The organism is Pseudomonas sp. dw_612, assembly GCF_018449725.1.
GTDB lineage: Bacteria > Pseudomonadota > Gammaproteobacteria > Pseudomonadales > Pseudomonadaceae > Aquipseudomonas.
Genome location: NZ_JAAVVC010000007.1, coordinates 278,397 through 302,995 on the forward strand (window position 1 = coordinate 278,397; position 24,599 = coordinate 302,995).

The following is a 24,599-nucleotide window of genomic DNA, read 5'->3' on the forward strand; positions in this document are numbered from 1 at the left end:
CGCGTGGCCTGATGGAGAACAACGATGACTAACAACAATTCCACAGCGACCCGTACAGGTGGTCAGGTGCTGGTCGATGCTTTGCGCATCAATGGTGTCGAACGTGCCTTCTGTGTGCCCGGTGAAAGTTATCTGGCCGTGCTCGATGCATTGCATGATGCCAAGGATGATATTGAGCTGATTGTCTGCCGCCAGGAAGGCGGGGCGGCCTACATGGCCGAGGCGTACGGCAAGCTGACGGGCAAGCCGGGCATCTGTTTCGTGACTCGTGGTCCGGGCGCAACCAATGCTTCGGTGGGGGTTCACACGGCGTTCCAGGATTCCACGCCAATGATCCTGTTCATCGGTCAGGTAGCCCGGGATCAGGTGGAGCGCGAAGCCTTCCAGGAGATCGACTATCGCCGCATGTTTGGTCAAATGGCCAAATGGGTCGTTGAAGTGGACGATGCTGCGCGCTTGCCCGAGCTGCTCAGTCAAGCCTTCCATCGCGCCACCAACGGTAGGCCGGGTCCAGTCGTCGTGGCGCTGCCGGAAGATATGCTGACGGATCTGGTGGATGTCGCTGATGCCGGTCCTGCGCAGGCCATAGAGCCGGCCGCTTCGCCTTCTTCGCTCGAACAGCTGCAACGCCTGATCGGTCAGGCGCAGCGCCCGCTGGTGGTGCTTGGCGGCGGTGGCTGGAGTGCCGAGGCCGTTGAAAACATACGCGTGTTTATCGAGAAGCAGAATCTGCCGGTAGCGGCGTCGTTCCGCTGCCAGGACCTGTTCAACAATACGCTGCCTAACTACGCCGGTGACCTGGGCCTGGCGGCAGGTCCCGAGTTGGTCGAGGCGGTAACAAATTCGGATCTGTTGTTGGTGATAGGCGCGCGTCTGGGCGAGATGACCACGGGGGGCTATTCGCTGGTCAATATCCCGGTGCCGAATCAAAAGCTGATTCATGTCCACGGGGGAATTGAAGAGCTGGGGCGGGTTTATCAACCCACCCTGGCGATCAATGCCGGGATGAAAACCTTCGCGGCGCAGGTGGCTGCCTTGCCAGCCGTGAACCCGCAAGGGCTGGCTGACTGGACGGCACAACTCAACCGTGGTTACCGCGCCAATTTTGACTGCCCGGCCTCGCCCGGCCCGGTGCAAATGAGCGAGGTCATCGCCTGGCTCAACGATCGCCTGCCCCACGACAGCATTATCACCTGCGGTGCGGGTAACTACACCGGTTGGGTGCATCGCGGCTATCAGCACCGCGTCTTCCGTACGCTGCTGGGCCCAACCAACGGTTCGATGGGGTATGGGGTGCCGGCGGCGGTGGCGGCCAAAATTACCGCCCCGGAGCGCATGGTCGTGGCATTCGCCGGCGATGGCTGTTTCCTCATGAACGGTCAAGAGTTGGCAACGGCCGCCAACTACGACGCTCGCCTGGTGGTGATCGTGGTGAACAACGGCATGTACGGCACCATCCGCATGCATCAGGAGCGTAGCTATCCAGGTCGCGTTTGTGGCACCGAACTGCATAACCCGGACTTCGCCATGTTGGCCTGCTCCTACGGCTTCCATGCCGAGACGGTCGTGGCGACCGAGCAGTTCGCCGAAGCGTTCGAGCGGTGTCTTGCTTCGCAGAAACCTGCGTTGATCGAGATTCAGGTCGATCCGGAGGCGCTGACTCCTCGAATGACCCTGAGTCAGATACGCGAAAAAGCCCTCGCTTCGCGCTGATTGATTTCGGGCGGGACGGATTGATCGTCCCGCCTTTTTTTGCCTTCAATTTATACGAGCGCCTCATCATGAGACTTGCCGATCCTGAACTGCTGCGTGAATTTTGCTACATCGATGGCCAATGGGTAGTGGCCGACAATGCTCAAACCATCGACGTTACCAACCCGGCCACCGGGGAAGTGATCGGACGTGTGCCGCTTATGGGGGGCAGTGAAACCCGGCGAGCGATCAGCGCCGCTCAAGCCGCGTTACCCGCCTGGCGTGCACTCACGGCCAAGGAGCGGGCCAACCGTTTGCAGGCCTGGTTTCGCGAAATCATGCGCCATCAGCAAGATCTCGCGCAGATCATGACGGCTGAGCAAGGTAAACCACTGGCTGAGGCTCTGGGCGAAATTGCCTTTGCCGCGGCTTACGTGGAGTGGTATGCGGAGGAGGGCAAGCGCATTTATGGCGATGTGATCCCATCCCCTCATGCTGATCGACGTCTGATCGTGACCAAGGAACCTATCGGTGTCTGTGCGGCAATTACTCCGTGGAACTTCCCGGCGGCAATGATTACCCGCAAGGCTGCGCCTGCGTTGGCAGCTGGATGTACGCTGGTGCTCAAGCCAGCGTCACAGACGCCTTTCAGCGCCCTTGCACTCTGCGTCCTGGCTGAGCGGGCAGGCATTCCCCGGGGCGTACTGAGTGTGGTCACCGGTGATTCCGGTGCGATCGGTGGTGAACTGACCTCCAGTCCGATTGTGCGCAAGCTTTCGTTCACCGGCTCCACGCCGATTGGCATCAAGCTACTGGAACAGTGCGCCGCCACGGTCAAAAAAGTCACGATGGAGTTGGGTGGCAACGCACCTTTCATTGTGTTTGACGATGCAGATCTCGATGCCGCGGTCGAAGGGGCCGTCATTGCCAAATTCCGCAACGCTGGCCAGACCTGCGTTTGCGCTAACCGCTTTTTTATCCAGGATGGCATCTACGATCAATTCGTTGAGAAGTTTGCCGCTCGGATCAGCCGTCTGGTGGTAGGCGAAGGTACTCAGGTTGGCACCGAAGTGGGGCCGATGATCGACGTCAAGGCGCTGGCCGGTATCGAGGCATTGGTGGTTGAGGCTCGGGAGGCCGGAGCGCGTGTAGTGGTGGGAGGCAAGCGTCATGCCTTGGGTGGAGCCTTCTACGAGCCAACCTTGCTGGCCGACGTGACTGCCGATATGCGCGTGGCTCAGGAGGAAATCTTCGGGCCGGTGGCACCCCTGTTTCGCTTTGACAGTGAGGCCGAGGTGATCGCCTTGGCAAACGATACGGAATTCGGCCTGGCCTGCTACGTCTACGCCCGTGACCTGGGGCGTGTATGGCGGGTGTCGGAGGCGCTGGAGTATGGAATGGTGGGTGTGAACGTGGGCGTGCTGGCCACGGAAGTTGCGCCATTTGGCGGCGTCAAATCTTCTGGCCTGGGGCGCGAAGGGTCGCGCTACGGTATTGAGGATTACATCGAGATCAAATACTTGTGTCTGGGGCTTGGCTGATCAGGTGGAACAACAGGGCGGAGATCATTCTCCGCTCTGTACCAGGCGCTGATAGCGCGAGAGGCTTTCTTCAAGATGCTTGCGTAATGCATTGCGGGCGCTGTTGATGTCGCCCATGGTAATGGCCGAAAGAATCGCACCGTGTTCCCGGCCGATTTTTTTGATGTGTGCCTGGCGGCTCTTACCTGTGGATTGCCCATGTTTGAGGTGCAGATCGAAGATGATGTCCGGTCCGAGTGCCTCTAGAAGCTGGGTGAAATGAGGGTTGTTGGTAGCGCGGGCGATGGCGAGGTGAAACTCGAAGTCGGCCTTGGCTTCCTCTTCAAGATCGGTGCCATCCAATGCATTGAAGCGATCAAAGGCCTTTGTGATATCGGCCATGCTGGTTGGGCTGCGGCGTTCGGCTGCTCTGGCAACGGACTCGGTTTCAATGCCCAGGCGAAGCTCCAGTATTTGGGCTGCTGCGCGGACATCATCCACGGCGGTGCTGAGTGCATAGCCGATGCGCTTTACGTCCTGCTCTACCACAAACACGCCCACACCTTGCCGTGCAATCAGGCGACCTCCTAAGCGCAGCGAAGCGACGGCCTCCCGGATGACCGGCCGGCTGACGTTGAATTCCTTGCAAAGCGCCTGTTCGGAAGGCAGTTTCTCACCTGGGCCATAGGTGCCTACATCAATTCGATTAGACAGTTCACGGATAACCGTTTCTGCAAGATTTTCCCTGCGCGTGCCAGTCGTCGCGTCCATTTATGTTGCTCCTGAAACTGAATGCTCATCACGGAAGATGAATGGTTGTACAGCTGAATGGACCTCGTCAATGAACTGCAAAGTCTCTATTCCTGTCGTCAATTAGCCCATGGTCCGGCCAGTTGAGGGTTACCCGTATGTTATCAAACAACTGACCTCACATGGTGCGAACGTCCCATCTCGGTAGTGAATGCGCGTCGGATTTGTGCATTTTTCGTCTCCAGGATTTCTTCTTTCCCATTTTCGCTGATGCCTAGCATACACTCATTGACAGTTGCCTGCTGACTGTTATCTTACAAGTGCGGTCGCTAATGGCGACTGCGCAATGCAGTGAGATTGTCCCGAATAAGGTCTGGTTGTCGTGACAGGGCGCCGGGCGTGGAAAAGAAGACTTGCACTCCAACGTGCTCAATTCGTTTGTCCGATGATTTCTGGGAGGCATATATGCGTAAACACAACCTGATCTTCACAGCACTCGCTGCGGCAATGGCTTCAGCACTCAGTATTGGGATCGCCACTGCTGCAGACATCGAGCAGGTCAGAATCGGTTTTGCCGGGCCGCTGACTGGACCCTCCGGTCACCAGGGCCTGGATGTCGAACATGGCGTGAGCATCGCCATCGAAGAGGCCAACCAGCAAAAACTGAAAATTGGCGACAAGGTAGCCGAGTTCAAACTTGTCTCCGAGGACGATGTGGCTGACCCCCGCACGGGCACTGCGGTGGCCCAGCGATTGGTCGATGCCAAAGTCGCTGTCGTCATCGGTCACTACAACTCCGGGACCAGCATCCCTGCCTCGAAAATCTACGGCGAAGCCGGCATTCCCCAAATCTCTCCTTCGGCCACCAACCCAGCGCTGACCAAGCAAGGCATCAAGTCGGTTTTCCGTGTGGTCAATGATGACGCCACCCTGGGTCGTTATGCCGGCAACTACCTGGTCAACAAACTCGCTGCTAAACGCATTGCGATCTTTGATGACCGTACCGCTTACGGCCAAGGGCTGGCCGACGAGGTCTTCAAGGCGGTCAAGGCTGCTGGCGGCAATGTCGTGGTGCGTGAATACACCAATGATAAAGCCACCGATTTCAACGCCATTCTGACCACCGCGAAAGCGCAACAAGTGGATGCGGTGTTCTTTGCCGCCCTGGATTATCAGGCCGCCCCAATGGCCAAGCAGATGAAAAACCTGGGTATCAAAGCCAAGTTCATGAACATCGGCAATCTGCCGAACGACGAGTTCCAGAAGATGGCCGGCAGTGCCGCTGAAGGGGCTTACGCCTGGAACTACGGTACGCCTTTGCAGGACATGCCGAAGGGCGCCGCGTTCGAGAAAAAACTCAAGGACAAGTTTGGCACGGGCGTCGTGCAGTCATCGCCGGCCGCTTACGACGCTACCTGGGCCGCGATCAGTGCAATGGTCAAGGCGCAATCGGATGATCCCGCTGTTTACCTACCGGTCCTGAAAAGCTCCAGCTACGACGGTGTAACGGGAACCATTGCATTCGACGAGTCGGGCAACCTCAAAAATGCAGCCGCGACAATTTTCCAGTTTGAAAACGGCAAATGGAAAACCCTGGCCGTAGAGCGCGAATAAATCTTGGCAGCATCCAGAACAATAAGCGGGCCCCAGGGCCCGCAACAATAAAAAGAAGATTTTTTTCTGATCTGCCATGAGTTCTATCGCGTGCTCTCGCAAGTGATCGCCGGTGAATACAACGCAGCTTTGAGGATTCATCAAGTGGAAGCTAATCTTAATATCTTGTTGCAGCAGATCCTTAATGGCCTGGTGCTCGGCAGTATCTACGCCCTTGTGGCGCTGGGTTACACCATGGTTTACGGCATTATTGGTCTGATCAACTTCGCCCATGGCGAGATTGTAATGGTGGGTGCCATGGTGACGATTTCGGTGCTGACCATGCTGGCAGGGTATGGATTTGCCCCCGGTGTATTGACCCTGATGTTCGCAATCATGATTGCGGCGATCGTCTGCATGCTGATGGCACAAGGTATGGAGAAATTTGCTTATCGACCGTTGCGCAAAGCCCCTCGTTTGACCCCACTTATTTTGGCAATCGGCATCTCTATCTTTCTACAGAATCTGGCGATGATGATCTGGGGGCGGGGGTACAAGACTTTTCCCGAAGTTGTTGAGACCCGGCCTATTGAGGTGTTTGGCGCCACGATTACCAATGTCCAGATGAGCATCATGATCATCTCGGTCGTCATCATGTTTTCCCTCTGGGTACTGGTTGACAAGACTCGACTTGGCAAAGCCATGCGGGCGACGGCACAGAATCAGGAAGTTGCCGGTTTGATGGGCATCAACATCAATCGGGTTATCTCGGCCACCTTCGTTATCGGCGCATCACTGGGTGCGGTGGCTGGCGTCATGCGTGCAGTCAACTACGGTCAGGCAGATGCCTACATGGGATTGCTGCTTGGTCTCAAAGCTTTTTCGGCAGCGGTACTGGGAGGGATCGGAAACCTCTTCGGCGCCATGGCCGGAGGCATCTTGCTGGGGCTGATCGAATCCCTTGCCGCGGGTTATACCGGCCAGCTGACAGGAGGGTTTCTGGGGGCCAATTACCAGGACATCTTTGCGTTCATGGTGCTCATCATGGTCTTGCTTTTTCGACCTAACGGTCTGATGGGCGAGCGCCAGGCCGACCGCGCATAGGAGGCTACGCCATGAAGAATAATCACGTCCGATACGCGTTACTCGCGCTGGCGTTCGTCGCTCTGCCGTTTGTGGTTGACGCGATACCGTTCCTTGGGCCGACCTGGGTGCGAATCCTCGGCTTTGCCATGCTCTATGTGCTGTTAGCGCTGGGGCTGAATATCGTGATCGGTTACGCCGGTCTGCTGGACATGGGGTACATCGGTTTTTACGCCATTGGCGCCTACCTGTATGCGTTGCTCTCGTCTCCTCACTTGAACATGGCGGGGTTGGCAGAGGGGGTATTGAACTGGCCGTTGTGGATCATCATTCCATTGGCTGCCGTCATTGCGGCGATATGCGGTGTTTTGATCGGTGCACCGGTGCTCAAATTGCGCGGTGATTACCTCGCGATTGTCACGCTGGGTTTTGGCGAAATCATCAGGATCTTCATGAACAACCTGGATCAACCGGTGAATATCACCAACGGTCCGCAGGGTATTTCAGGCATCGCCCCCTTACACATCGATGCCGGTGCCTGGAGCTACACGAGCGGGCATGCGCCGGACGCCATCCTGTCATTACAGGCAAAGTGGAGTCTGTTCGGTTTGCATGTTTCTCCCGTCATCAGTTACTACCTATTCTTCCTGGCGGTCGTCATCTTCGCGATCATTTTGTCCAAACGTCTGGAGGTGTCCCGCATCGGTCGCGCCTGGATGGCTTTGCGTGAAGACGAAGTTGCCGCCGAGGCAATGGGCTTGAACAAGCGCAATCTCAAACTCCTGGCTTTCGCTATGGGGGCGACGTTTGGTGGTGTGTCCGGTGCATTTTTTTCTGCTTATCAAGGCTTCGTGAGCCCGGAATCGTTCACGCTCATGGAATCCATTATGGTCCTGGCAATGGTGGTGCTGGGCGGGATGGGCTCGATCCGTGGTGTGGTGCTGGGCGCGTTGATTTTATCGATCATGCCAGAGGTATTTCGCGATTTGGTGAACTGGGCGCAGCCATTCGTGATGGACAACGTGACCTTCATCAGCCGTGAAGTTCTGCGCAATGTCCTCGATGCTTCAACGTTGCGGATGTTGGTCTTCGGTCTCGCATTGATCCTGGTCATGCGTTTCCGGCCGGAGGGACTCTGGCCATCAAACCGCCGTCGTGCCGAGTTGCATGAAGATGAAAGCGAGCCATTGGTCCCGGCGCCTGCGCTGGATAGCGCGGCAGTACATCTGGAGCCAGCGACAACCGAGTTCAGACTGACAGAGGTGAATAAGGTATGAGCGACGTACTGCTGGAGCTGAGTAAAGTCAGCAAGTTTTTTGGCGGGCTACAGGCCTTGCATGGCATTGACCTGAGCATCAAACGCGGTGAAATACGTGGCTTGCTGGGGCCGAACGGCGCAGGTAAGACGACGTTGTTCAACGTCTTGACCGGCTTGTACCGCGCCGAGGAAGGCAAGGTGAATTTCAACGGCAAGCCGCTGCGGATCAGCAAGCCCCATAAAGTGGTTGAGGCCGGCATCTCTCGAACCTTTCAGAACATTCGCCTGTTTCACAATATGACAGCGTTGGAGAACGTAATGATCGGCCGTCATGTGCGGACGAAAAGCGGTGTGTTCGGCGCTATTTTGCGGACCCGTCGTTGTGTCCAGGAGGAGCGTGAGATTCATGAGGCGGCGCGTTACTGGCTCGATTACGTCGGTATTAGCCGGTTCGCCGGCGAGTTGGCAAAAAACCTTTCATACGGTGATCAACGTCGACTGGAGATTGCGCGAGCCCTCGCAACGGAGCCGCTGCTGGTTGCCCTGGATGAGCCCGCGGCCGGAATGAACGCCTCGGAAACCGAAGGCTTGCGTCAGTTGATGTGCAAGATGAAAGGCGATGGCAAGACAGTTCTGCTGATCGAACATGACGTGAAACTGGTCATGGGCTTGTGCGATCACGTGACGGTTCTGGAGTTTGGTAAAAAAATCGCTGATGGCCTGCCTGCGCAGGTACAGAAAGATCCTCGGGTGATCGAGGCTTATTTGGGCACTGAGACGGTGGCTTGAGCATGAAAAATATCCTTCAGGTAAACGATCTCAAGGTTTCCTATGGCGCCATTCAGGCTATCAAAGGGTTGGACTTCCATGTGGGCGAGGGGGAAATGGTCGCCTTGATCGGGGCCAATGGTGCCGGCAAAACCACGACGCTCAAGACACTGGCCGGAATGCTGATGCCGACCTCAGGACAAATCACGTTTGACGGGAAAGTCCATTCAAAGATCAAGAGCTACGACTTGATTCGCGAGGGCTTGGCGCTGGTGCCTGAAGGTCGGGGCATTTTCCCCAAGCTGACGGTCGTTGAGAATCTGGAAATGGGCGCCTTTTCGCGCACTGATGGTAAGACAGCCATCGAAGCCGATATCGACCGCATGTTCTGCATTTTTCCCCGACTCAAGGAGCGTGCTTTCCAGCTTGCCGGCACCATGTCGGGCGGCGAGCAGCAGATGCTGGCTATTTCTCGGGCGCTGATGGGCAAACCCAAATTGCTCTTGCTCGACGAACCCTCCATGGGGCTTGCACCGATCATCGTGCAAAAAATCTTCGAGACCATTCGAGAATGCGTAAAGGGAGGAGTAACACTGTTACTGGTGGAGCAGAACGCAAAACTTGCCCTCCAGACATGTCAGCGCGCCTACGTGATTGACGGTGGTCGCATTGTATTGGAAGGGCAGGCGGACGAATTGTTGCACAACGAACAAGTGCAGAAAGCCTACCTCGGCGAATAATCGGAACACTTTCTTAAGACCAATGGATGTCTCCACCCCAGAGCAATTCGCCTCTTGTACTGGTGTGGTTGGTGTTGTCGCCCCTGTCTTCGTGAGACTTCTTCAATGATTGCCCAACTGCCGCCAAGCCTGACAACACCTGACTACAGTAATTTTCTTGCGGCCTTGAAAACGAAGGGATTCAAGGGTTAAGTGGGAACCGATTACGCCAGTCGTACAGTCCTGGCGACAGATAATTCGATTTATCAGCGCTTGCCTCAAGCTGTTATTTTTCCCTTGGATCAAGACGATGTGGCGTGTGCGGCACGGCTTCTGGCTGCGCCTGTTTATCGCGGAATAAAACTCACGGCGAGAGGCGGAGGGACGGGCACCAGCGGGCAGTCTCTGACCAATGGAATCGTGGTTGATCTTTCGCGGCACATGAACAAAATTCTGGACATCGATCCGCTGAGCAGGCGGGTGCGGGTTCAGGCTGGCGTTGTTAAAGACCAGCTAGCCAGGGACCTGATCGAATCATTCCTCCAGCTTAAGCTCCAGCCGCTTGAACCTCGAAGCCAGTGTCGTGGGTTTGAGACCCAGCAGTTCGGCTGCGCCACCTTTGCCAAACAGTTTGCCGTCGGCGGCCTTGAGCGCGGCCTGCATGTTGTTGCGCTCGAACTCGCGAATCTGGGCGTCAGTCATGATCGCTGGCGAGGGGGAAGACGGCTGGGCGACGTGGAGACTGGTCTTGGGTTCATCGGGCAGGTCGAGGTTCAGGTCTGCGCCGTTCGAGGTGATCAAGGCGCGCTCGATGACGTTTTGCAGCTCGCGGATATTGCCCGGCCAGGAGTAGTTCTGCAGCCGCTCGATGTCCGTGTTGCGCAGACGACGTCCGGGCATGTTCAGGCGCTTGCCGGTCTGCCTGAGGAAATGCGCGGCAAGGGGGGCGATGTCCATGGGGCGATCACGCAGCGCGGGGGACTGGATAGGGAAAACGTTGAGGCGGAAATACAGATCTTCGCGAAAATGCTTGGCCGTAACTTCCTGGCGCAGATCGCGGTTGGTCGCCGCAATGATCCGAACATCGACCTTACGGGTGCGTTCTTCACCGACCCGCTCGAACTGGCCCTCCTGTAAAACTCGCAGCAGCTTGCTTTGCAGCTCCAGCGGGATTTCGCCGATTTCGTCGAGAAACAGCGTGCCGCCATCGGCCAGCTCGAAGCGCCCGACACGATCCCGGACGGCGCCGGTGAAGGCACCGCGGATATGCCCGAAGAACTCGCTTTCGAACAGCTCGGTGGGAATCGCCGCGCAGTTGACCCGGATCAGCGGGCTGGCGTTGCGGCGGCTGGCCTGATGGATCGCGCGGGCGATCAGCTCCTTGCCAGTGCCAGACTCGCCGTTGATCAGGACGCTGGCGTCGGTGGGCGCGACCACATCGATCTGCTTGATGATCTTCAGGATCGGTTCGCTCTGACCGACGATCTCGCGAAAGTTGTGTTCGATATGGATCTCTTCCTGTAGGTAGGCGTTCTGCTCCTCCAGGCGGTCCTTGAGTACCTTGAGTTCATCGAGGGCATTTTGCAGCTGGGTTTCGGTGCTGCGCCGTTCGGTGATATCCCGGAACACCACTACCGCACCAACAATACGGCCGTCCGAAATCACCGGAGTGCTGGTGAACTCCACCGGGAACGAGCTGCCGTCACGGCGCCAGAACACCTCTTGTCGACCCTCATGAACCACGCCGTCGCGCACGGCCTTGTAGATCGGGCATTCTTCGACCGGGTAATGGCTGCCGTCCGCGTGGGTGTGGTGGTGAATGCGATGGATGTTCTTGCCGATCATGTCCTGCGGTTCCCAACCCAGCATGCGCGCGCCAGCCGGATTGACGAAGGTAGCCAGGCCCTCGCTGTTGATGCTGTAGATGCCATCGCCCACCGAGCTGAGCAACAACTGGTTATCGCGTTCGCTTTCCTGAAAAAGATTGAGAATGTTGCGCCACTCGATCAGCCCTCCGCGCATGGTGCGCTCGGTGTGGGCCTGGTCACGCTGGTATTTTTCATGGCTCAGCTCGCGCATCACCAGAATCAGTTGTTGCTCGCCCTTGATCTGCAACGTGGTGGCGGAGATTTCCAGCTCGATGCGTTCGCCGCTTCTGCAGTTGCAGGTCAGCTCTTCGGTCCAGCCGCGACCTTTGTCCATCACCGCCTGGGTGAACACGATCAGGTCCGCCAACTGGTGGCCGAACAACTTGCTCACCGGTAGCTCCAGCAACTCCTGGCGCGGGTAGCCGAGCAGTTTGCAGGCCGCGATGTTCAAGTCGCCTAACCGATCGGAAAACGGGTTGAGCAGAGCGATGGCTTCGGCGCAATGCTCGAACACCATGTACCGCGACGAATACGCCAGATCGGCCCAGCCGCTGAGTGAGTCTGATTCGTTCATGACTACGAGATCTCGTGATTTGCTGCTACGAATACTCGTATTTCTACGGGAATGCGTGATTCACCGATAGCATCAGATACGTCATTAAAAAGCGGATCAGATGGCCATTCTCAAACAAATCAACTAGTTACCTGTGCAAGGAAAATAATTTTATTTCCTGGCACGGCGTTCGCTCTCTCTCCTGTAACCCGGCAGCCCACTCAGGCTGACGTTCAAGCAAAAAAGAAACTGGAGAGCGACACTATGCCAAGCGTGGACATCCCCCATTACAAAGACGGCGACTTCCTGGTCAATTACGAAGAGAAAGTCTTCGAGGACGTCAAAGCCGAACCCGGCGAGAAAGTCTTGATCACCTTCCACACCATCGCCTTCGAGGGCTCCATCGGCCTGGTCAACATGCTTCAGGCCAAGCGTCTGCTGCGCAAAGGTTTCGAAACCAAAATCCTGTTGTACGGGCCAGGGGTGCAATTGGGCGTGCAGCGGGGGTTCCCGACGCTGGGCGCCGAAGCCTTCCCCGGCCACCTCGCGGTGAATAAGCAAATCATTCAGTTCATGGAAGAGGGCGGTGAGGTCTACGCCTGCCGATTCGCCCTGCAAGCCCTTTACGGTCAGACCGAAAAAGCCCTGATCGAAGGCATCCGCCCGATCAACCCGCTGGACGTGATGGATCTGCGTCTGCTGATGCGCCGTGAAGGCGCGATGATCATCGATACCTGGACCGCCTAAGCGTCTGCCGGAGCAAGCCCCCTTGCTCCGGTCGCCCTCAATTTTTCAGGAGTCAGGTATGCCGATCATCAAAGCCGCTGCCGTGCAAATCAGCCCGGTGCTTTACAGCCGCGAAGGCACGGTGGACAAGGTCTGCCAACAGATCATCGACCTCGGTCGACAAGGCGTGCAGTTCGCCGTCTTTCCGGAAACGGTGGTGCCTTACTACCCTTACTTTTCGTTTGTGCAGCCGGCCTTTGCCATGGGTGCACAGCACCTCAAATTGCTGGATCAATCGGTGACAGTGCCGTCGGCCGCCACCTTGGCCATCGGTGAAGCCTGCAAGCAAGCAGGGATGGTGGTGTCCATCGGTGTCAACGAACGCGATGGCGGTACGATCTACAACGCGCAATTACTCTTCGATGCCGACGGCAGCCTGATTCAGCATCGACGCAAAATCACCCCGACCTATCACGAGCGCATGGTCTGGGGGCAGGGCGATGGTTCGGGCCTGCGCGCCATCGACAGCGCAGTGGGGCGCATTGGCTCCCTGGCCTGTTGGGAGCATTACAACCCGCTGGCTCGTTATGCCTTGATGGCCGATGGCGAACAGATCCATGCCGCGATGTTTCCCGGATCGTTGGTGGGCGACATTTTTGCCGAGCAGATCGAAGTCACCATCCGCCATCACGCCTTGGAGTCCGGCTGTTTCGTGGTTAACGCCACCGCCTGGCTGGACGCCGATCAGCAGGGCCAAATCATGCAAGACACCGGCTGTGGCCTCGGCCCAATATCGGGTGGCTGCTTCACCGCCATTGTGTCTCCTGAAGGCAAATTGCTTGGTGAGCCGCTGCGCTCCGGCGAAGGGAGGGTGATTGCCGAACTCGATCTGGCCTTGATCGACAAACGTAAACGGATGATGGATTCGGTCGGGCATTACAGCCGGCCCGAACTGCTCAGCCTCTTGATCGACCGCACGCCCACTGCGCATGTGCATGAACGCAGCGCGCACCTTGTGGCCGTCGCCGCAGAGGAGTTCGATCATGCAAACCAATGAACTCCTCGCCGAACTGCAATGCCACGGTGTACGTTGGCCTGCTGCGCAAAACGGCTTGTCTCGACAAGGCGGAGCGGGGCCGTCGGACCACAAAGCGCTGAGTTTTGGTAGCCGGACCATGATGGTGCCGATCCTCAATCAGGCCTCGCAGGATTCGCCCTATCAAGCGCAGCCGAGCGCCGATGGCAGTCAGGCGCTGATCTTTCGCGAAGGTCGGCAGGTCGGTCAGGTGCAGATGCCCGGCGTGCCGAAGTTCTATGGCTTGAGCACCGCTGACGGCATTCCCTACTGGAAAATCGCCACCCTGCACAGTCGCGATGTGCTCGCCACCACGGTGTTGCAGCATTGCATTCGCTTCAATGATCGTGGCACCTCCTGCCAGTTCTGCGCCATCGGTCAGTCACTGGCGGCCGGCAAGACCATCGCTCGCAAACGTCCGCAGCAGTTGGCCGAAGTGGCGAAGGCCGCGGTGGAACTGGATGGCGTCAAGCACATGGTGATGACCACCGGTACACCACAAACGCCAGACCGGGGCGCGGCGATTTTGTGTGAATCCGCTGCTGCAGTGACGGCCGCGGTCGATCTGCCGATTCAGGCCCAGTGCGAACCGCCGGACGACGACCGCTGGTTTCGGCGTCTGGCCGACAGTGGTGTGGTGTCGTTAGGCATGCACCTGGAAGCGGTCAGCGATGAAGTGCGCCAACGGATCATGCCGGGCAAGGCCGAAGTGCCGCTGAGCCGTTATTTCGAGGCATTCAGAGCAGCGGTCGAGGTGTTCGGCCGGGGTCAGGTCAGCACTTACATTCTCGCCGGACTGGGCGACAGCGAAGCGGCGATCAGTGAAATGAGTGAACGGTTGTGCGCACTGGGCGTGTATCCGTTCGTGGTGCCGTTTGTGCCCATCGATGGCACGCCGTTGGCCCACCATCCCAAACCCGACAGCGCGATGATGGCACGGCTGTACCCGCAGATTGGTGCCAGTTTGCGCCGTCACGGTTTGCACTCCGATCAGATCAACGCCGGCTGCGCGAAATGTGGCGCCTGTTCGGCGCTGAAAAGCTACGAATAAGCAGGCTTTGCCTTAGAGAGGATTCACCATGTCCAACCTCGCGTTTGCTTTGGTCGACAGCACCTTCGAGCCGTTTTGTGCCGGTGAGCTGGTGGTCAAGCCTGCCAGCGAAAACTGGGAGAAGCAGGCTTATTTTGCTTTGCGTCGCGCGGTGTTCTCGGATGAACAGCAACTGCTGGCTCAGGACAAGGACAGCCACGACTTCCAGGCCATCGCTATTGTCGCCCTGGCCGGCAATTGCGGCATGGCGGATCAGGTGGTCGGTGCCGTGCGCATCTATCAACCGGAACCCGGGCTGTGGTTTGGCGGGCGTTTGTGTGTGGCACAGGCCTATCGGCGCCACAGCATGATTGGCAAGGCGTTAGTCAACGAAGCGGTATCGCGAGCCAAGGAGCTCGGCTGCGAGATTTTTCGCGCCACGGTCCAGGCACAGAACGAAAGGTACTTCCATGGTCTGCGCTGGCAAACCCTTGAACATCTGGAGTTGGTTGGGCGGCCTCATTGTCTGATGCAGGCGCAGTTGTCGAGCTACCCATTGATGCAGCGCCAGGTTTCGCTGCGTGCGCTGAAGGCGGCCCGTCATGACTGAAACTCTTGATCTGTCGGCGCTGCTCGACACGTTGCGCTGTACGCCGGCGATGCGCGCCAAGCAGGCGATTCAGCAGCCGGCGGCCGTCATCGGTCAGATAAAACAGACACTGACTCGCGAGCAACTTTACGCATTACCAGGCGATGACACGGCGGCGATTGCCTGTGGCGATCATTTCCAGTTGCTGGCCATCGAAGGCATGTTGCCGGCCTTTGTTCAGACTGCACCCTGGTTCGCTGGATGGTCGGCGGTCATGGCCAATGTCAGCGACATTACGGCCATGGGTGGACGCGCCACAGCAGTGGTCAATGCCTATTGGCATCACGAAGACGCTGCGGCGCAGCAGCTGCTGGCCGGCATCCATGCCGCTTGTGAAGCCTACGGTTTATTACTGGCCGGAGGGCATACCAGCCTCGCTGCGCAAAACCCCACCGCGTTGGCGGTGGCGATCACCGGCATCGCTCACACACTGCTGTCCACACTGCACGTGACTCCCTGTCAGGTCATCGCCATGGCGGTAGACCTTGAGGGGTATTGGCATGCCGACAGCACTTATTGGAAAGCCTTTGAAGGCGTGCCGGCCGAGCGCCTGCGCAGCAAGCTCGAAGTGCTGCCGCGACTGGCCGAAGCCGGCTTGCTGAGGGCGGCCAAAGACATCAGCAATGCAGGGGTTCTGGGCAGCCTGCTGATGCTGCTGGAAACCACCGGCTGCGGCGCGACCATTGATCTGCAGACCCTGCCATGCCCGCCAGATGCCGATCTTGAGCGCTGGCTGCAAGTGTTCCCCAGCTATGGCTTTGTAATGACGCTGGATGAGCGTGACTGGCCGCAGGTGCAGACCGCTTTTGCCTTCGAAGGTGTGCGTTGTGAACGCATCGGCCAGGTCAACGCCAGTGGCACATTGAGCGTCAGGAACCGCGAGCAACACGACGAATTCTGGAATCTGCGCGAGCAGGCGTTTACCGGTTTCAGCTACCCCCATCTCGACCTGACCCCTTTAAATCTTAATCAATAGGAGCACTGACATGCCCGCCGTCAATTTCAAGATCCGCTGGCCCAATGGCAAGGAAGCGACAGGCTATTCACCGTCGACGGTGATTTATCAGCATCTGGAGGAGGGGGCCTGTTACCCACTGGCCGAGTTTCTGCGGCGCGTGGAGAGCGCCTTGAACAACGCCTCGGAACGGGTCAAACAGGTCAAGGGCTTCTACTGTAGCTCGGCCATGGACACCCTGAGTTCGCTCAAGGGGCAGGCCAATTACCTCGAAGGGGAACTATTCGAGATCGGCAAGGTGGAAATTGTCAGCATGCGCACCGAAGGCGCAGGCCAGGTGATTGGCACAGGGTGGAGTTCGTTCTGATTCAACGGCATTTCGCCTTCAACCCTTATTTTTGTCATCACGTTCCGGAGCACTTCATGGCCAGTCACCTCACTACAGTCAAACCTCCACACCACAGCGTGATCATCGTCGGCGGCGGTCAGGCCGGGTTATCCGCCAGTTACTACCTGCGACAACAGGCTATTGATCATCTGGTGCTGGAAAAGCACAGCCTGACCCACACCTGGCGCAACCAGCGCTGGGATGCTTTCAGCCTGGTCACGCCTAACTGGCAATGTGCGTTACCGGGTTATACCTATACCGACGACTTCAACGGCAGCGATCCTCACGGTTTTATGAGGAAGGACGAGATCAACGAATACTTGGCCGGATTCATCAAATCGGTGAACGCACCGGTTCGTGAAGGTGTTGCTGTGCAGCGAGTGGTCCCCCGGGCCATTGGTGGGTTTGAAGTGCATACCTCGCAAGGCGAGTTCACGGCTGATCAGGTGATCGTCGCTTCGGGCGGTTATCACACGCCGATCATCCCGCGTCTGGCGGAACGCTTGCCGGCGGGGATTCATCAGCTTCACTCCGAGCAATACCGCAACCCGCAAGCCTTGCCCGCCGGCAATGTGTTGGTGGTCGGTTCGGGGCAATCAGGCGCGCAGATCGCCGAGGACTTGCACCTGGCCGGGCGCAAGGTCTATCTGGCGGTTGGCGACGCGCCGCGTTGCGCACGCTTCTACCGGGGCAAGGACGTGGTCGATTGGCTGGCGGAAATGGGCTACTACGACATCGGTGTCGATACTCATCCGCTGCGTGAAGGCGTGCGCGACAACACCAATCACTATGTCACCGGTCGTGATGGGGGGCGCGATATTGACCTGCGCACTTTTGCTCGAGAAGGTATGGAATTGTTTGGTCGTCTTGATGGGTTGCAAGGCAATCGCTTGCAGTTCTCCAGCAACCTGGGCGAGAGTCTGGACAGTGCCGATGCGGTCTACAACCGGATCAATGCGTCGATCGACAAGTATATCGAAGAGCACTCGATTGATGCCTCTGTCGGTGAGCGTTATGAACCGGTCTGGACGCCGGAGCAGGAGCGCAGTGAACTGGACCTGCAAGCGCATGGCATCACCAGCATCATCTGGTGTATTGGCTTCACCCCGGACTTCACCTGGGTCGAGGCTCCAGTGTTTAATGGACGAGGTCATCCAGGTCATCAACGCGGAGTCACCGCCCAGAGGGGGTTGTACTTCCTCGGGTTGCCGTGGCTGTACACCTGGGGGTCGGGACGTTTTTCCGGGGTCGCGCGGGATGCGCAGTATCTGGTTGAGCATATAGTCGATTCGCTGACTGAGTTGAATGCGCAGTTACCGCGCTCCGCTTCCAGGTAGGCAGAATCTGATGCTCACGCCCAAGGACAGGTCGCTGCTCGATCAGTTGCACATCGACATCCAGGCATTTAGCCGTTGGCCTCCATGGATTGGTCGAGCGTTTCAGGCTGTAAAGGCTGACCGGGAAATCGATCGGCAATACTCTGCATAGGTCGATATCACGGTCACCGTCACGCCCTGACAGTTATTTTCCCTGGTAACGACCCTCTCTGTGGTTTATGGAAAGAATGAGATTGAGTGTGATGGCGCTCAGTACGGACCACATCACACGGCTGGGTTCGATAAATAAAAGCGCGCAAAGCACGATTGAACTGTCTGCCAACATCTGGATGTTTCCGGCGCGCCAGCCGAACTTGTTTTGCAGGTAAAGAACGGCGATGCCAATCCCACCAACACTGGTCCGGTGGCGAAACAGTACTAATGTCCCTATCCCCAAAAGAATCCCTCCGTTGATACTGGCGTGCGCCGGGTGCACCCAGCCGATAGTGACCGTCATGGGGATCAGGGTTGTCATGAGTGAAAGCAGGGTGACCGCGCTGAATGTCTTTAGCGTAAACCCAAAGCCCATGCGTTTTATCGCCAGGAGGTAGAAGGGAATGTTCAGCAGGAAGAAGGAAAGGCCCAGCGGGACCTTCAATGCATAGTGAAGGATGAAGGCCACTCCGGCGAGGCCGCCACTCAGTAACCCGGCATCCTTGTACAGGTTCAAGCCCATGGCTATGAGTGTGGTGCCGATGATCATCGCAATGATGTCTTCCAGATGGGTGTGGCTAATCGTTTGTTCCTGGGGGTGGTTGGCGTTGGTCATGGGGATATCGCATCGATTGAGAGTCTGGCGACGGTACTGGCCGCAGTGTGGGCGCTATTGCTATCGGGAAATCAGGAGTCTTGTCGTTCGAGTCTTGCCACTTGGGCTCGTGCCATCAGGTATCGAAGGCACACGTAAGTGAGGCTCGACACCAGCAGTGAATCAAGTGGAGGAATGGACGTGACCACCAGGTGGATGTGATTGGCTGTATAGGCGAATCCACTACCGACGATCCAGGCCAGGAAAGCCTCTGTTCGCCATTGCGTGACTTCGCCGGTCAGCGCGAGTCTGGCGCCCAGATAGTAGTTGGTCAGGTAGACACCCGCGATGGGTGGAATAGAAATGCTCAGCAGGATCAGATAAGGGACGAACCCCTCACTAATGCCCATGAGTCCGGCCGTAGTGCCGACTCCAGCGGCTGCGAGCGCCAATTGCCACTTCGGGCGAAGAGGCGTGAGGGTCGAGAGGATCAGAGTGGACGCGTACAGGTTGTAGGCGTTGGTGGTCAGAGCGATCAGGAGCACCGCAATCATTGCCGGAATGCCCAACCCGAGGGAAAGCATGATGGTCACGGTGTCCATCTGGCCGGTCGCAACACTGGGTATGCCAGACAAGATCAGCACGAGAGGGAAGCCGACGCCATAGGCGAGTGCGCAGGCAAAGGCTGCTTGTTTCGGGGTTCGTGCGAAACGTGAGATGTCGGGCGCGAGCATGGCCCCGGTCATGATGCCGCCCACCACCATCGAGATGCCAGTGGTCATGGAAAAATCATGTGTCGGGAGGGTCTCCAGTACCGTTGACCATTTGACGTTCGCCAGCGCTGCAATGAGGGTCCAGAGCAATACAACGACCTTGAAGGGAGATGCCAACACGCTGAGAAGGTCGAGTGCGCGAAAGCCGAAAATGGTCAGTAGTGTCATCAGCGTGCAGCCAAAAAACGCCAGCCAATTCACCGAGATCGTTGCCAGTGTTGTCGGCAGCGTGGGTTGGAATGCCCGGCCGAACATCATGGCGATGACGCCGAACCAGCCCAGTATGGCGATCACAACGACGACATTGACGAGCAATCCCCCTCGCTCACCAAAGGCCTGCTGAATCAGTTGATAGCTGTTTTTTCGACTTTGTGCGCCGGCGATCGCCGCCGGCAGTGCTACCAGGGCCAGAACGAGCCCACCGATCAGGCTGGCCTGAATCCCCCCTATAACACCCAACGCTCGACTGATACTTGCCCCCATCATGAACGCTGGCAGGGCGATCATTACGCCGAGTAGGACCAAGGCAATTCTTATACCGCCGATGAGGTGTGTATCTGCGGCGTTCCTCTGATGATATTTCATCGAATCCTGAGGGTTTGCGGTCTTGTTTAAACGGCTCATGTACATATACCTGCTGAAGAAAAATGAGGTGTTGTTATCAACGTTGGTTGGGGTGTTTATTATTTTGCCTCGTCTGGGTGTTGCTAAGTTTCTTTTATAAAGCTGTGACTTTTTGTCAGGTGGGTTGGGTGTCCATAAGACAGATGTTAGTGCGCGATACTTCTAAGATTGCATTAGTTGGGTGTGGCTCTACGAACTCCGTGCAGTTGATCGTATGGCGATATAGATAGTGCATGCACAACTAATGTGGGGGAGGGAATACGTCAATGTGGGGGAGGGCACGAGTTGACGGTTCTGGAGTTTGATCCCAGGTCACCAGTCTGGTTATCGGCAGATTGGGCAAGGTTGGGCCTGGAATGGCGCGAATCGCCAAGGTGATGCCATGTCGATGGCCGAACTAGAGCCTTATCCCCCAAAATGTACAGGAGGCTACCCCATCAGGCGCCTTCCCATTTTACGAAGTCTGTCCATAGAATCCGGAAGAGTTCAGTCGATACGCGAACTTTATTACGGCCTTGTGGCAGATGGGTTGCTGTATGCGGTTTATATAACAAACTCTGCCTGTAGGACCTGTCTGCGTTGTGCTGTCGTTGAGTCTGGCTCCTGGCAATTCGAGTCTATGTCAGGTTTCGATTTTTCGGAGTGCTAATACTCCAGCGACTCATTTATATAAAAAGAGGATTGTATGTATCGTGTAGGAATTGACGTGGGCGGTACTAATACTGATGCCGTAATGATGCGAGGTCGTGAAGTTATCTGCGGTACTAAAACGGCAACGACTCATGATGTAACGGGTGGTGTACTCCAAGCCCTTTCTCGGGTGTTGCGCGAGTCCGGGGTGACGCCCGCCGATCTTGGTGCCGTCATGATCGGCACGACACATTTCACCAATGCCGTCGTCGAGCGGCGTGAACTGTCCAGGGTCGGAGTACTTCGCCTGGCGCTTCCTGCGAGTTCCGATATACCTCCGTTGTCGGGCTGGCCGGCGGACCTTGTAGAGGCCATCAACCCTCTGGTGCGGTTGAGCGCTGGAGGATATGAGTTCGATGGGCGGGAAATTTCTGGCATCGACGCCTCCTCCGTTGTCCGGTTTGCCGAGGAGTGTGCGAAGGCCGGCATTCATTACATCGCCATATCTGGCGTCTTCTCTCCACTGGTGCCCGACCAGGAACTTGAGGCGGCCGACATCATTCGCAAGGTCTTGCCGGATGCCCACATCACGCTCTCGTCTTCTCTCGGGAATCTAGGGCTGCTCGAGCGTGAGAATGCCAGCATTCTCAACGCCGCACTGGTTGACCTGGGCAAGCGCATCAGCCGTTCCTTTGCCGAAGCGATGCGAACCACTGGGGTCATCGCGCCCTTTTTCCTTACGCAGAACGACGGCACCTTGATTGCGGCAGAACGGGTCGCGGACTTTCCGATCCTGACGGTCGCCTCCGGTCCTACGAACTCCATGCGTGGCGCGGCTTTCCTGTCTGGCACCCAGGATGCGATCGTCGTGGATATCGGCGGCACCACCTCAGATGTGGGGTTGTTGCAGAAGGGCTTCCCGAGGATGTCTGGGGTGGCGGTCGAGGTCGGCGGTGTGCGCACTAACTTCCGGATGCCCGATGTGCATTGCATCGGTTTGGGTGGCGGCTCGCACGTTGACCTCAATGCCTGTACGTTCGGCCCCCGCAGTGTCGGCTATCGGCTCTACGAGAAAGCACTGGTCTTTGGGGGCGATGTCCTGACCGCCAGTGATGTTGCAGTAGCCGCGGGCATCGCGAGGTTCGGTGAGGCAACATTCGTTGCCCATCTGAACGCCGCGGCGGTTCGCCGGGCGGTTACCCGCATGCAAGACATGGTGGCGACCGCTGTCGATCGCATGCGCGTGTCCGATGCGCCGATACCGGTGCTGGTGGTGGGTGGCGGGAGCGTCCTGCTCTCTGGCGACATTGATCGCTTGCCCACTGTTCGTCCGCCTTCGTTTGAGGTGGCCAATGCGGTCGGTGCGGCTATCGCTCAGATTGGCGCAGAGATCGACCACGTCTATCGTTTTTCGGACATCAGTCGCGATGAGGCCATTGCCGATGCCACTGCGCGTTGTCGGCAGAAAGTCATCGATGAAGGCGGCGTGGCCGATACGGTCGAAACCATCGACATCGAAGATACCCCCTTGGCTTATTTGCCGGGAAAGGCCACGCGCATCCGCGTGAAGATGGTTGGAGACCTCCAGCTATGAACGGCTCACCTTGCACAACCTCCGGAGAACATGACATGTCGTACATCGATGCCGAGCAAATGGAAGCGATTGCCTTGGGTAGCGCCATCTATGGCACCGGTGGTGGTGGCGATCCCTATCTGGGCAAGCTGCTGGCCCAACGCATCTTGCGAGAGTCCGGCCCGGTCAATCTGATCGACGTATTGTCGCTATCCGACGATGCCCTTGTCATTCCTGTTGCCGGCGCGGGAGCGCCCGTGGTTCTCACGGAAAAGTTGCCGAGCGTAGAGCCCCTTATCGTCGCGTTGCAGGCGCTGGAAAAACACCTCGGTAGAAAGGCTGACGCCACCCTCTGTCTGGAGGCCGGAGGATACAACTCGACTATCCCGTTCTCGATCGCCAGCCGTCTCGGCATTCCGCTGATTGACGGGGACACCATGGGGCGTGCATTTCCGGAGTTGCAGATGACCACCTGTACCCTGAACAACATCACGGCGACGCCGATGGCGGTGGTTGATGATCGTCTCAACGTGCTGATGATTCAGTCGGGAGGCAACAGCTTCGCCGAAAGAATCACCCGCAGTACGCTGATGGAAATGGGCGGCTCGTGTGCCTGTGCCTTGTACCCGATGACTGGTGCACAAGCAAAAAAAGCCGTGATTCGCGGATCGATTCGCGCCTTGCAACGGGCTGGCCAGGTGGTGCTCGATGCCCGCCGCAGCGGCGCTGACGCAGTCCAAAGTCTGCTCGAAGCGCTGGGTGGTTTCAGGTTGTTCCAAGGCAAGGTCGTCGGTGTCGACCGGCGTCTGGAAGGTGGATGGCAGCGGGGTGTCGTCACTCTCCAGGGCCTCGATGCGTTTGCCGACAGCACAGCAAGGCTCGATCTGCAGAACGAATTTCTCTACGCGAGTGTCGACGACCAGGTGATCGCGATGACCCCCGACCTTATCTGTTGCCTGGACTCCCAGTCCGGCGAGCCGATCACCAGCGAGGCCATGCGATACGGGCTGCGTGTCACCCTCATGGGCCTGCCCAGCCACACAGCCTGGCGTACACCGGCAGGCCTGGAACTCGCCGGGCCGCGCCACTTTGGTTTTGACAGCAATTACATATCGCTCGAAGAACTGGCTGCTGCACATACAAGGAATCGATCGACCGTAACGGTCTGATTGGCCGGCGTCGATTCCCCACGGCAACCCAAAACAAGAACGATCTTTTCGCCCCTTCGAAAGAAGGGGTTCTCCAGGCTTTTGCTCAATTTCTGCCCCTACAAGCTACCCACAATAATTAATGGGACATTGATATGAAAAATTCACGTTTGGCCGTCGCTCGCCCTGGAGCGTTTATCCAGTCTGTGGCTTGCTCGTTCGCCGTCTTTGTCATCGCATTGCTCTGGACGACGACATCCAGCGCGGGCAACTTTATCGGCCTCGCTCAACCGGGTGTACCTGGCACCTTCGGTGTCTTGCTGATGCCTTCGGTTTCCCGTTCACAACCTGATACCAACACGGGGAAAATGTTTTCGGAACTGGCCTACTACAGCGAGACGGGGTTCACCGGCACCACCCGTGACCAATTCGAGGCATGGCTGGGATTTTATGGCGGGTACCAGGACACACCCGAAGGCTCCAGGGATTCGAGTTGGGGTGTCACGATGCCGGAACTGGGGTTTGAGTACTACTATCAGGTCGTCCAGCCAGGCAGCGGAGCGTTTGGCAGCGATGAGTACAGGAGCTGGTGGGTCAGTCCCGAGCTGATGTTCAACGGTCCGAATGGCAGTGACAAGACCACGGGGTTAGGCGCGGGTGGTAACCAATGGTCGATTGCTACCACGGTCAATAACTACGTTGCTTATGGCCGCTGGCACGCGACCTTTGCGCCGGTGTCGCTGGTGTATCTGTTTAAAAACCGTAACTCGACCGATCTGGGCGATGGGCAAACCGTGAAAATGCGTGGCGCGTTGAGTGTCAGTCTGGCGGATGTCGCCGCGGGTTATCAGGTCAAGGACGACCTGATTGTCGGGCTGCACCATGCTTACAATATCTACAACGTTGGCGATTCGGATTATGCTCGCGCCTCGGAGGGGATGATTGGACCGACCTTCACTTATCTAGGATTCGCCAAGGATAATTTCTACTTGGCAGGAACGTTTGATTTCGATTACCACCATCAAGGCGTACCGCGTACCACTTCTTTGAATTTCTTGTTGGTAAAGTCCTTCTAAGGCCGCCGAGGCGTAAAAATCGGG

Annotated in this window: 21 protein-coding genes and 1 pseudogene; 18 read left to right on the forward strand and 4 right to left on the reverse strand. The window is 57.4% G+C overall.

All coding sequences use genetic code 11. The features are described 5' to 3' along the window. Positions 1 to 24 precede the first annotated feature (24 nt). Together HB680_RS14135 and HB680_RS14140 are read left to right on the forward strand one after the other, a co-directional pair. Positions 25 to 1,713: a thiamine pyrophosphate-binding protein gene (locus HB680_RS14135; protein WP_213939235.1), complete on the forward strand. Its 1,689-nt coding sequence runs from the start codon at positions 25 to 27 to the stop codon at positions 1,711 to 1,713. Between the two features lie 68 nt (positions 1,714 to 1,781). After that, complete coding sequence (locus HB680_RS14140) at positions 1,782 to 3,233, forward strand: NAD-dependent succinate-semialdehyde dehydrogenase (RefSeq protein ID WP_213939275.1); 1,452 nt, start codon at positions 1,782 to 1,784, stop codon at positions 3,231 to 3,233. 24 nt (positions 3,234 to 3,257) lie between these two features. On the opposite strand, the gene HB680_RS14145 is transcribed toward HB680_RS14140, so the two are convergent. Further along, a complete protein-coding gene (locus HB680_RS14145) occupies positions 3,258 to 3,983 on the reverse strand; it encodes a FadR/GntR family transcriptional regulator (protein ID WP_213939236.1) in 726 nt (241 codons plus the stop codon). Positions 3,984 to 4,427: 444 nt separating this feature from the next. Here HB680_RS14145 and HB680_RS14150 point away from each other — a divergent pair, with 444 nt between their 5' ends. The 6 genes and pseudogenes from HB680_RS14150 to HB680_RS14175 form a co-directional block, all read left to right on the forward strand. Further along, the gene (locus tag HB680_RS14150; RefSeq protein WP_213939237.1) at positions 4,428 to 5,576 is read left to right on the forward strand and encodes a branched-chain amino acid ABC transporter substrate-binding protein; all 1,149 of its coding nucleotides are present in this window, start codon (positions 4,428 to 4,430) and stop codon (positions 5,574 to 5,576) included. A 144-nt stretch (positions 5,577 to 5,720) separates the two neighbouring features. Beyond that, positions 5,721 to 6,659, forward strand: a complete 939-nt coding sequence (locus HB680_RS14155) for a branched-chain amino acid ABC transporter permease (protein WP_213939276.1) — start codon at positions 5,721 to 5,723, stop codon at positions 6,657 to 6,659. A gap of 11 nt (positions 6,660 to 6,670) precedes the next feature. After that, positions 6,671 to 7,915 carry an ABC transporter ATP-binding protein gene (locus HB680_RS14160; protein ID WP_213939238.1) on the forward strand — a complete coding sequence of 415 codons (1,245 nt, stop codon included), beginning with the start codon at positions 6,671 to 6,673 and terminating at the stop codon, positions 7,913 to 7,915. Beyond that, entirely contained in the window at positions 7,912 to 8,685 is a 774-nt protein-coding gene (locus HB680_RS14165; protein WP_213939239.1) for an ABC transporter ATP-binding protein, read from the forward strand. The genes HB680_RS14160 and HB680_RS14165 overlap by 4 nt, the downstream gene beginning before the upstream one ends. Positions 8,686 to 8,687: 2 nt before the next feature. Then, the gene (locus HB680_RS14170) at positions 8,688 to 9,404 is read left to right on the forward strand and encodes an ABC transporter ATP-binding protein (protein ID WP_218627669.1); all 717 of its coding nucleotides are present in this window, start codon (positions 8,688 to 8,690) and stop codon (positions 9,402 to 9,404) included. A gap of 105 nt (positions 9,405 to 9,509) precedes the next feature. Continuing rightward, positions 9,510 to 9,899 (forward strand): annotated as a pseudogene (locus HB680_RS14175) (FAD-binding protein); the annotation flags it as partial. Positions 9,900 to 9,917: 18 nt separating this feature from the next. On the opposite strand, the gene HB680_RS14180 reads toward HB680_RS14175, so the two are convergent. Continuing rightward, the gene (locus HB680_RS14180) at positions 9,918 to 11,825 is read right to left on the reverse strand and encodes a sigma 54-interacting transcriptional regulator (RefSeq protein ID WP_213939240.1); all 1,908 of its coding nucleotides are present in this window, start codon (positions 11,823 to 11,825) and stop codon (positions 9,918 to 9,920) included. A 243-nt stretch (positions 11,826 to 12,068) separates the two neighbouring features. Here HB680_RS14180 and HB680_RS14185 point away from each other — a divergent pair, with 243 nt between their 5' ends. The 7 genes from HB680_RS14185 to HB680_RS14215 are packed head-to-tail and all read left to right on the forward strand — an operon-like array spanning position 12,069 to position 17,964. Next, positions 12,069 to 12,551: an MSMEG_0572/Sll0783 family nitrogen starvation response protein gene (locus HB680_RS14185; RefSeq protein ID WP_213939241.1), complete on the forward strand. Its 483-nt coding sequence runs from the start codon at positions 12,069 to 12,071 to the stop codon at positions 12,549 to 12,551. A gap of 58 nt (positions 12,552 to 12,609) precedes the next feature. After that, positions 12,610 to 13,587, forward strand: a complete 978-nt coding sequence (locus HB680_RS14190) for a Nit6803 family nitrilase (RefSeq protein WP_213939242.1) — start codon at positions 12,610 to 12,612, stop codon at positions 13,585 to 13,587. Beyond that, positions 13,574 to 14,656 carry an MSMEG_0568 family radical SAM protein gene (locus HB680_RS14195; protein ID WP_213939243.1) on the forward strand — a complete coding sequence of 361 codons (1,083 nt, stop codon included), beginning with the start codon at positions 13,574 to 13,576 and terminating at the stop codon, positions 14,654 to 14,656. The genes HB680_RS14190 and HB680_RS14195 overlap by 14 nt, the downstream gene beginning before the upstream one ends. Positions 14,657 to 14,684: 28 nt before the next feature. Continuing rightward, a complete protein-coding gene (locus HB680_RS14200) occupies positions 14,685 to 15,245 on the forward strand; it encodes an MSMEG_0567/Sll0786 family nitrogen starvation N-acetyltransferase (RefSeq protein ID WP_213939244.1) in 561 nt (186 codons plus the stop codon). Continuing rightward, positions 15,238 to 16,260: a sll0787 family AIR synthase-like protein gene (locus HB680_RS14205; protein WP_213939245.1), complete on the forward strand. Its 1,023-nt coding sequence runs from the start codon at positions 15,238 to 15,240 to the stop codon at positions 16,258 to 16,260. Before HB680_RS14200 ends, HB680_RS14205 begins: the two co-directional genes overlap by 8 nt. A 10-nt stretch (positions 16,261 to 16,270) precedes the next feature. Next, positions 16,271 to 16,606, forward strand: a complete 336-nt coding sequence (locus tag HB680_RS14210) for an MSMEG_0570 family nitrogen starvation response protein (protein ID WP_213939246.1) — start codon at positions 16,271 to 16,273, stop codon at positions 16,604 to 16,606. A gap of 56 nt (positions 16,607 to 16,662) precedes the next feature. Then, positions 16,663 to 17,964, forward strand: a complete 1,302-nt coding sequence (locus tag HB680_RS14215) for an MSMEG_0569 family flavin-dependent oxidoreductase (protein ID WP_213939247.1) — start codon at positions 16,663 to 16,665, stop codon at positions 17,962 to 17,964. Between the two features lie 184 nt (positions 17,965 to 18,148). Here HB680_RS14215 and HB680_RS14220 read toward each other — a convergent pair whose 3' ends face one another. Further along, on the reverse strand, positions 18,149 to 18,772 hold the full coding sequence (locus tag HB680_RS14220; RefSeq protein ID WP_213939248.1) for a YitT family protein: 624 nt from the start codon (positions 18,770 to 18,772) through the stop codon (positions 18,149 to 18,151). A gap of 71 nt (positions 18,773 to 18,843) precedes the next feature. After that, the gene (locus HB680_RS14225; RefSeq protein ID WP_213939249.1) at positions 18,844 to 20,148 is read right to left on the reverse strand and encodes a cytosine permease; all 1,305 of its coding nucleotides are present in this window, start codon (positions 20,146 to 20,148) and stop codon (positions 18,844 to 18,846) included. 685 nt (positions 20,149 to 20,833) lie between these two features. Here HB680_RS14225 and HB680_RS14230 point away from each other — a divergent pair. From HB680_RS14230 to HB680_RS14240, 3 genes are all read left to right on the forward strand, one after another. Beyond that, on the forward strand, positions 20,834 to 22,372 hold the full coding sequence (locus HB680_RS14230; RefSeq protein ID WP_213939250.1) for a hydantoinase/oxoprolinase family protein: 1,539 nt from the start codon (positions 20,834 to 20,836) through the stop codon (positions 22,370 to 22,372). A 35-nt stretch (positions 22,373 to 22,407) separates the two neighbouring features. Beyond that, positions 22,408 to 23,520, forward strand: coding sequence for a DUF917 domain-containing protein (locus tag HB680_RS14235; protein ID WP_213939251.1), 1,113 nt, complete (start codon positions 22,408 to 22,410; stop codon positions 23,518 to 23,520). Between the two features lie 134 nt (positions 23,521 to 23,654). Further along, positions 23,655 to 24,575, forward strand: a complete 921-nt coding sequence (locus tag HB680_RS14240; protein WP_213939252.1) for a hypothetical protein — start codon at positions 23,655 to 23,657, stop codon at positions 24,573 to 24,575. Positions 24,576 to 24,599: the final 24 nt, after the last annotated feature.

Excerpts from the sequence above, each read along its gene's own strand:
- HB680_RS14135 (WP_213939235.1), top strand. The coding sequence starts at position 25 with ATGACTAACAACAATTCCACAGCGACCCGTACAGGTGGTCAGGTGCTG.
- HB680_RS14140 (WP_213939275.1), top strand. The coding sequence starts at position 1,782 with ATGAGACTTGCCGATCCTGAACTGCTGCGTGAATTTTGCTACATCGAT.
- HB680_RS14145 (WP_213939236.1), bottom strand. The coding sequence starts at position 3,983 with ATGGACGCGACGACTGGCACGCGCAGGGAAAATCTTGCAGAAACGGTT.
- HB680_RS14150 (WP_213939237.1), top strand. The coding sequence starts at position 4,428 with ATGCGTAAACACAACCTGATCTTCACAGCACTCGCTGCGGCAATGGCT.
- HB680_RS14160 (WP_213939238.1), top strand. The coding sequence starts at position 6,671 with ATGAAGAATAATCACGTCCGATACGCGTTACTCGCGCTGGCGTTCGTC.
- HB680_RS14165 (WP_213939239.1), top strand. The coding sequence starts at position 7,912 with ATGAGCGACGTACTGCTGGAGCTGAGTAAAGTCAGCAAGTTTTTTGGC.
- HB680_RS14170 (WP_218627669.1), top strand. The coding sequence starts at position 8,688 with ATGAAAAATATCCTTCAGGTAAACGATCTCAAGGTTTCCTATGGCGCC.
- HB680_RS14180 (WP_213939240.1), bottom strand. The coding sequence starts at position 11,825 with ATGAACGAATCAGACTCACTCAGCGGCTGGGCCGATCTGGCGTATTCG.
- HB680_RS14185 (WP_213939241.1), top strand. The coding sequence starts at position 12,069 with ATGCCAAGCGTGGACATCCCCCATTACAAAGACGGCGACTTCCTGGTC.
- HB680_RS14190 (WP_213939242.1), top strand. The coding sequence starts at position 12,610 with ATGCCGATCATCAAAGCCGCTGCCGTGCAAATCAGCCCGGTGCTTTAC.
- HB680_RS14195 (WP_213939243.1), top strand. The coding sequence starts at position 13,574 with ATGCAAACCAATGAACTCCTCGCCGAACTGCAATGCCACGGTGTACGT.
- HB680_RS14200 (WP_213939244.1), top strand. The coding sequence starts at position 14,685 with ATGTCCAACCTCGCGTTTGCTTTGGTCGACAGCACCTTCGAGCCGTTT.
- HB680_RS14205 (WP_213939245.1), top strand. The coding sequence starts at position 15,238 with ATGACTGAAACTCTTGATCTGTCGGCGCTGCTCGACACGTTGCGCTGT.
- HB680_RS14210 (WP_213939246.1), top strand. The coding sequence starts at position 16,271 with ATGCCCGCCGTCAATTTCAAGATCCGCTGGCCCAATGGCAAGGAAGCG.
- HB680_RS14215 (WP_213939247.1), top strand. The coding sequence starts at position 16,663 with ATGGCCAGTCACCTCACTACAGTCAAACCTCCACACCACAGCGTGATC.
- HB680_RS14220 (WP_213939248.1), bottom strand. The coding sequence starts at position 18,772 with ATGACCAACGCCAACCACCCCCAGGAACAAACGATTAGCCACACCCAT.
- HB680_RS14225 (WP_213939249.1), bottom strand. The coding sequence starts at position 20,148 with ATGAGCCGTTTAAACAAGACCGCAAACCCTCAGGATTCGATGAAATAT.
- HB680_RS14230 (WP_213939250.1), top strand. The coding sequence starts at position 20,834 with ATGTATCGTGTAGGAATTGACGTGGGCGGTACTAATACTGATGCCGTA.
- HB680_RS14235 (WP_213939251.1), top strand. The coding sequence starts at position 22,408 with ATGTCGTACATCGATGCCGAGCAAATGGAAGCGATTGCCTTGGGTAGC.
- HB680_RS14240 (WP_213939252.1), top strand. The coding sequence starts at position 23,655 with ATGAAAAATTCACGTTTGGCCGTCGCTCGCCCTGGAGCGTTTATCCAG.